Annotated in this window: 4 protein-coding genes and 1 riboswitch; of the genes, 1 reads left to right on the forward strand and 3 read right to left on the reverse strand. The window is 42.8% G+C overall.

The features are described 5' to 3' along the window. The 3 genes from PX636_RS17795 to PX636_RS17805 all read right to left on the reverse strand — a co-directional run. Positions 1–723 (reverse strand): ABC transporter transmembrane domain-containing protein (locus PX636_RS17795; protein ID WP_288118120.1); only part of this gene is annotated, 723 nt, incomplete at its 3' end. A gap of 177 nt (positions 724–900) precedes the next feature. Next, a complete protein-coding gene (locus tag PX636_RS17800) occupies positions 901–2070 on the reverse strand; it encodes a glycosyltransferase (protein WP_288118121.1) in 1170 nt (389 codons plus the stop codon). A 107-nt stretch (positions 2071–2177) separates the two neighbouring features. Continuing rightward, entirely contained in the window at positions 2178–3515 is a 1338-nt protein-coding gene (locus tag PX636_RS17805; protein ID WP_287737426.1) for an ArsB/NhaD family transporter, read from the reverse strand. A gap of 230 nt (positions 3516–3745) precedes the next feature. Beyond that, a riboswitch (cyclic di-AMP (ydaO/yuaA leader) is annotated at positions 3746–3875 on the reverse strand. Positions 3876–4063: 188 nt separating this feature from the next. Between PX636_RS17805 and PX636_RS17810 the strand changes: the two genes are divergently transcribed. After that, the gene (locus tag PX636_RS17810) at positions 4064–4642 is read left to right on the forward strand and encodes a DUF3172 domain-containing protein (protein WP_002733879.1); all 579 of its coding nucleotides are present in this window, start codon (positions 4064–4066) and stop codon (positions 4640–4642) included. Positions 4643–4705 lie beyond the last annotated feature (63 nt).

Consider the following 4705-nt stretch of genomic DNA (forward strand, 5'->3'; position numbering starts at 1 on the left):
AGATTCTAATTCGTATCTTTCATTACCTACCGCTTTAATTAGGCGAATGCCCGTTAACAGTTCCAACAGTTTATTAGTTTGCTGTTTAGCCGTTACGGTGATAATCTCTCCAAACTTTTTCGATCTCTTGACAAAGTATTGATTAAGCAGACCTAAAAGGCCACCCAAAACACTAGAAAGAATAGTTAATTGCCAAGAAATTGATATTAAAATAGCCAAGTACATGAAAGCTGTGGCGATGACCTTAATCAGGTTTATGTAATTTCTAATTGATGCTACAGCCCGATTAATCTCGGACATAAAACGATTAAAAATATCTCCTATTTTACTTTTTACATAATAATCTATATCCACTTCTAGCAGCAGAATAACTGAATCAATTCGCATATCTTTGGCCATAATTAAAGACAAGTAAGTGCCTAGCAAATTACTGACAAAATTGGTAATGTGCTTGAGAATTAAAATTCCTAATATCGCCGCAAACATCCAGAAAAAACGAGTATCGACCGAGAAAACCTCGAAAACGGAGAGCAGCTTTTTGATAATTTGGGGGGCATTTTTTAAGATATCATTTTCGGGATTAATAAAAGAAATTAGCAAAGGGATAACTAAAATAGCTCCTACCCCATTAAATACGGTACTGACAAAGCCGATAACAATGCTGGAAACCACTAATATCCAGTGTTTCAGCGTATATTTAAGGAGAATTTGCTTAGGATTCATCGCTATAAGTAAGAAAGTAAATAGTCAACGGTCAATTATCCTACTCGCTACAATCTAATAAGTAGGGAGGCACAATTATTTGTAGGATGGGTTAGCGGTAGCGTAACATGAGCGGGCGTTGGGTTTCATGCTTCAACCCAACCTACGTTCATCTTATATTTAATTCCACCCACCTACTTATTTCCCTTCCAGAGAAGTAATTATGCCAGAGAGAGTTGTCGCCATGGCGGTGGTACTATAGGAGGCGATACAGCGCTCTCTCGCTTTTAGTCCTCGTGCATTAGCCGAGTCGAGATGATTAAAAACTTCTCTAATTATGACAGCTAGTTGCTCTGGCGATCTAGGTTCGACTAAATAGCCAATATCAGCTAAAATTTCGGGAATATCCGCCACTTTAGTGGAAATAATCGGTTTAGCCATCGCCATACCATCGGTGAGTTTAATCGGAAATTGGGCGTTAGCCGTGGCTTCATCCCTCTGGGGAACGATAATAGCATGAGCAGCGGCCACAACTTCCGGCATTCGATCGAGCGGTTGAGCAGGTAAATGAATTAACCAAGGTTGACCTTTTTCTAGCAAACTATCCAGATAGCCATCCCCGATTTGGCGACCACCCACCACCACCAATTTAAAATCAGGATCACCAATTTGATCTAAAGCGATTAAGACATCTTCTAAACCTTTGTGGGGTCTAGCCGTACCCGGGAACATTAAGACTTTATAGGCAGATAAACCGTATTTTTGACGACAAGCGACGGGATCGTAGAGATTGGGATCGAAAAGTTGCGTATCCTTGCCATTCGGTAAATAAATCCCCCCATAGCGCTTTTGCAAAAATTGATTATTAACCGTCACCGCATCAGCGCGGTTAATTAAATTTTCCATCCAACGCAGATAGAGAGGGTGATTCGGGTCCCTAAGCGCACCATTTTTTTTGAGGATATCCCTAGCTAATTGTCGGGGATGAGGACGATAGGACCATTGATCGCCACCAAACCAACTCATTTCCCAATCGTCAATATCGAGAATTAGGGGACGTGGGGAAAAAAAACGTTTCAGTAAACCGATGCCGAAACTGGTGGGACGGGGTTTAACCGCATAGATAATCTCTCCGGAGAGGCGATCGAGTAAAGTTTTGATCTGGCCAAAAAACTGGGGATAATTATTGCCTTTGACCGATACCACCGGTAAATTCCCCGGTGGGGTTGGATAGATTTCCCGGCCAAAAATCGGGCCATAGACCGTCACCTGACAGTTTAGCTGTTGCAAGACTTGAGCAATCAAATAGACTCTTGTGCCACCACCACCGGATAAATCTGGTGCTAAAACAGAGATTTTTTTGTTCACGATCGCCGATCAATCCAGATTATCTAGCACGATAGGAGAATGTTAATCAATGTTAACGTTTTTGTCAATCTTAGGCGAACTTAACATTAATGCCCCCCAGAGATAGACTAGACAAAGAAAATTAACATATACATTGCCGAGACGACTAACTGAGTAAACATCACTGGTAAACCGTAGCGCAGAAAGGTATGAAAGGTAATTTTGCCCCCGTGTTGTTCAGCGATGCCGGCGGCGACAATATTAGAAGAAGCCCCCACTAAAGTACCATTACCCCCTAGGGTGGCCCCATACATCATCGCGTAGAAAAGCGGTAAAACTTCCGGGGGAAAAGAACCGGCATAATCGGGAGAAAGAACCTCTGTCCCGACTAAATTAACATTAACAAGGTACTGTTTCAGTAGTGGAACCATGGCCACCACTAGGGGAATATTCGGAACTACACTGGAAATAAAACCGACAAAAAACAGCAAGACTAGAGAACCTAAAAAGATATTTTTGCCTAAAATTATCGCCAGAAATCCCGATAAACTATTAACTACCCCAGTTTTTTCTAAACCGCCAATTAGGACAAAAATCGACATGAAAAATAATAGGGTACTCCAGTCCACATCCCGGAGAATATTATGAACCGTATCGATTTTCGATTGCTGGGCTAAAAGTAGGGCTAAAGTGGCACCCATCAAAGCAACGGCCGCGGGAGCAATAGGTACGGGAAAAGATTCACCGACGACGAATAAAAATAAGACTAAAAAGACGATAATTCCCCCCAGAGCTAAGACGCGAGGATGATTAATTTTCGGATGGGGTAATTCTTCTAAATGCTCGAATTTTGTCCGCCAGATTTTCGGGAATAACCAAGGTAACATAACCAGAATGGTAATCACTGCCAAGGCACCACCTAAACTTAAGCGCTGTAGGTATTCCATGAAGGTGATATTAATAGAATCACCGACGATATAAGTAGCGGGATCACCAACAATCGTTAATAATCCGGAACTGTTGGCCACGAAAACCATCAGGATTAAGAGCGGCACAAAATCCACACCGATATCTTGAGCTAAGGGGGGAATCAGCGGGGCTAATAACATCACCGTGGTAGCGTTGGGTAACACCGCACAGATTGGGGTAGTAATGGCGACAATTCCTATTAATAATAATTTGCCCTGTCCCTTGGCTAAAAGCACCATTTGTGCTGCTAAATAATCAAAAATTTTCGTTGGTTCAAAGGCTCTCACTAACACCATTACCCCAAAAAATAGGGCGAGAGTGGCATAACTGCGACTGATATAACCCACCGCCTCCTGGAGAGTCATGATATGGGTAAAAACTAAGATTAAAGCCCCCAGTAAAGCCGCTACGGTAATATGAAGCCACTCGAACATAATCACCACAATGACTGCAATAAAAGTCATTGCAGCAATCCACATTGGTAAAGATTCCAGCATTTTTGATCCTGTTTTTACTTTCGGTTTCTCGATACGACTAAAAGTTTGCCCGAACTATATAGCAAACTCACAAAAAATATGGTTATCTACGGAAAATCTTAAAATTGTTGCGATCGGTGAACCTGCATGAGAATCCCCATATACAATGTCTCCTGTAAGTTATGACTATCAAGTAGTATCAGCGACATAACTGAACCGATCAAGACATTGCTAGGAATGTAGTGATGTTTCAGTCTTCCCCCCCACGCCGACGAAGTTAGCTGACGGGCTAGGATAGAGAGATATCCTTTTCTAGGCTAAAAAATCTAGAAATACGCCCCAAATATGGTTCCTCCGCTCCGAATTTGTCTAGCTAATATCTAGCATAGAAACTTGGATTAGGCTGACTTACTCTGTTTAGTGATCCACCATAGCATACTAACCTCAAAAAAACGATATAGCTCTATACTAGACCTATCCTGTCGGTTATCCCCCGGGTTGCTAGGATAGAACAATGATAAGCTAATAGCTAACGACTGACCGCCATAGCGGCCACAACAGAAATTTCGATGAATAGAAGACCTCGTTATACTCCTCCCCGATCGCGTGATCGTGATTATGACCGCTCCTATGGCGATGACTCCCGCGCTTCGTCCCCCGGAGGCCTATTGGCAAAATTGAACTATGCCATGATCGCCCTGATTGGCGGTATTTTTGTACTAGGGGTGGGTCTCGGTCTGGTATTCAGTTCTACCGCTAATTTTAGCCCCGAAAACGTCGCTTCCCGAGAAGTAATTGATCGCAGCGCCCCCAATGCGGAATTATGCGTGCAATTTGGGGCTAGTGCCATTGTCACCGATTTGCGGGTTTATGTCACTCTTAACCCCTTTAATGTTTTTGTTACCCAACCAGTCATGCAACCCGGTTGCGTTTTGCGACGCAATAACTGGTCAATTTTAGAACAACAAAAATTAGTCGATGGACAGCAGGTACAAAGTTGTAAAAACCGGATGAATACCTTTGGTTATACCGGCCCCTTGGAAGGCAAACCGAAAATCGATTGTATCTTCCAAAATGAAGCCGGGGGCAATCTTTTTGTTAATCCCGCCGGTGCTGTTGGCCCCAGACCAGATACAGATAAATTCTAAACCGGAAAAGATCGTTCTCCTGACTTAAAAGAGGGTGTAGGGTGTGGGGTGTGGGGTGTAGGG

The organism is Microcystis sp. M53598_WE2 (assembly GCF_030067735.1).
Lineage (GTDB): Bacteria > Cyanobacteriota > Cyanobacteriia > Cyanobacteriales > Microcystaceae > Microcystis > Microcystis aeruginosa.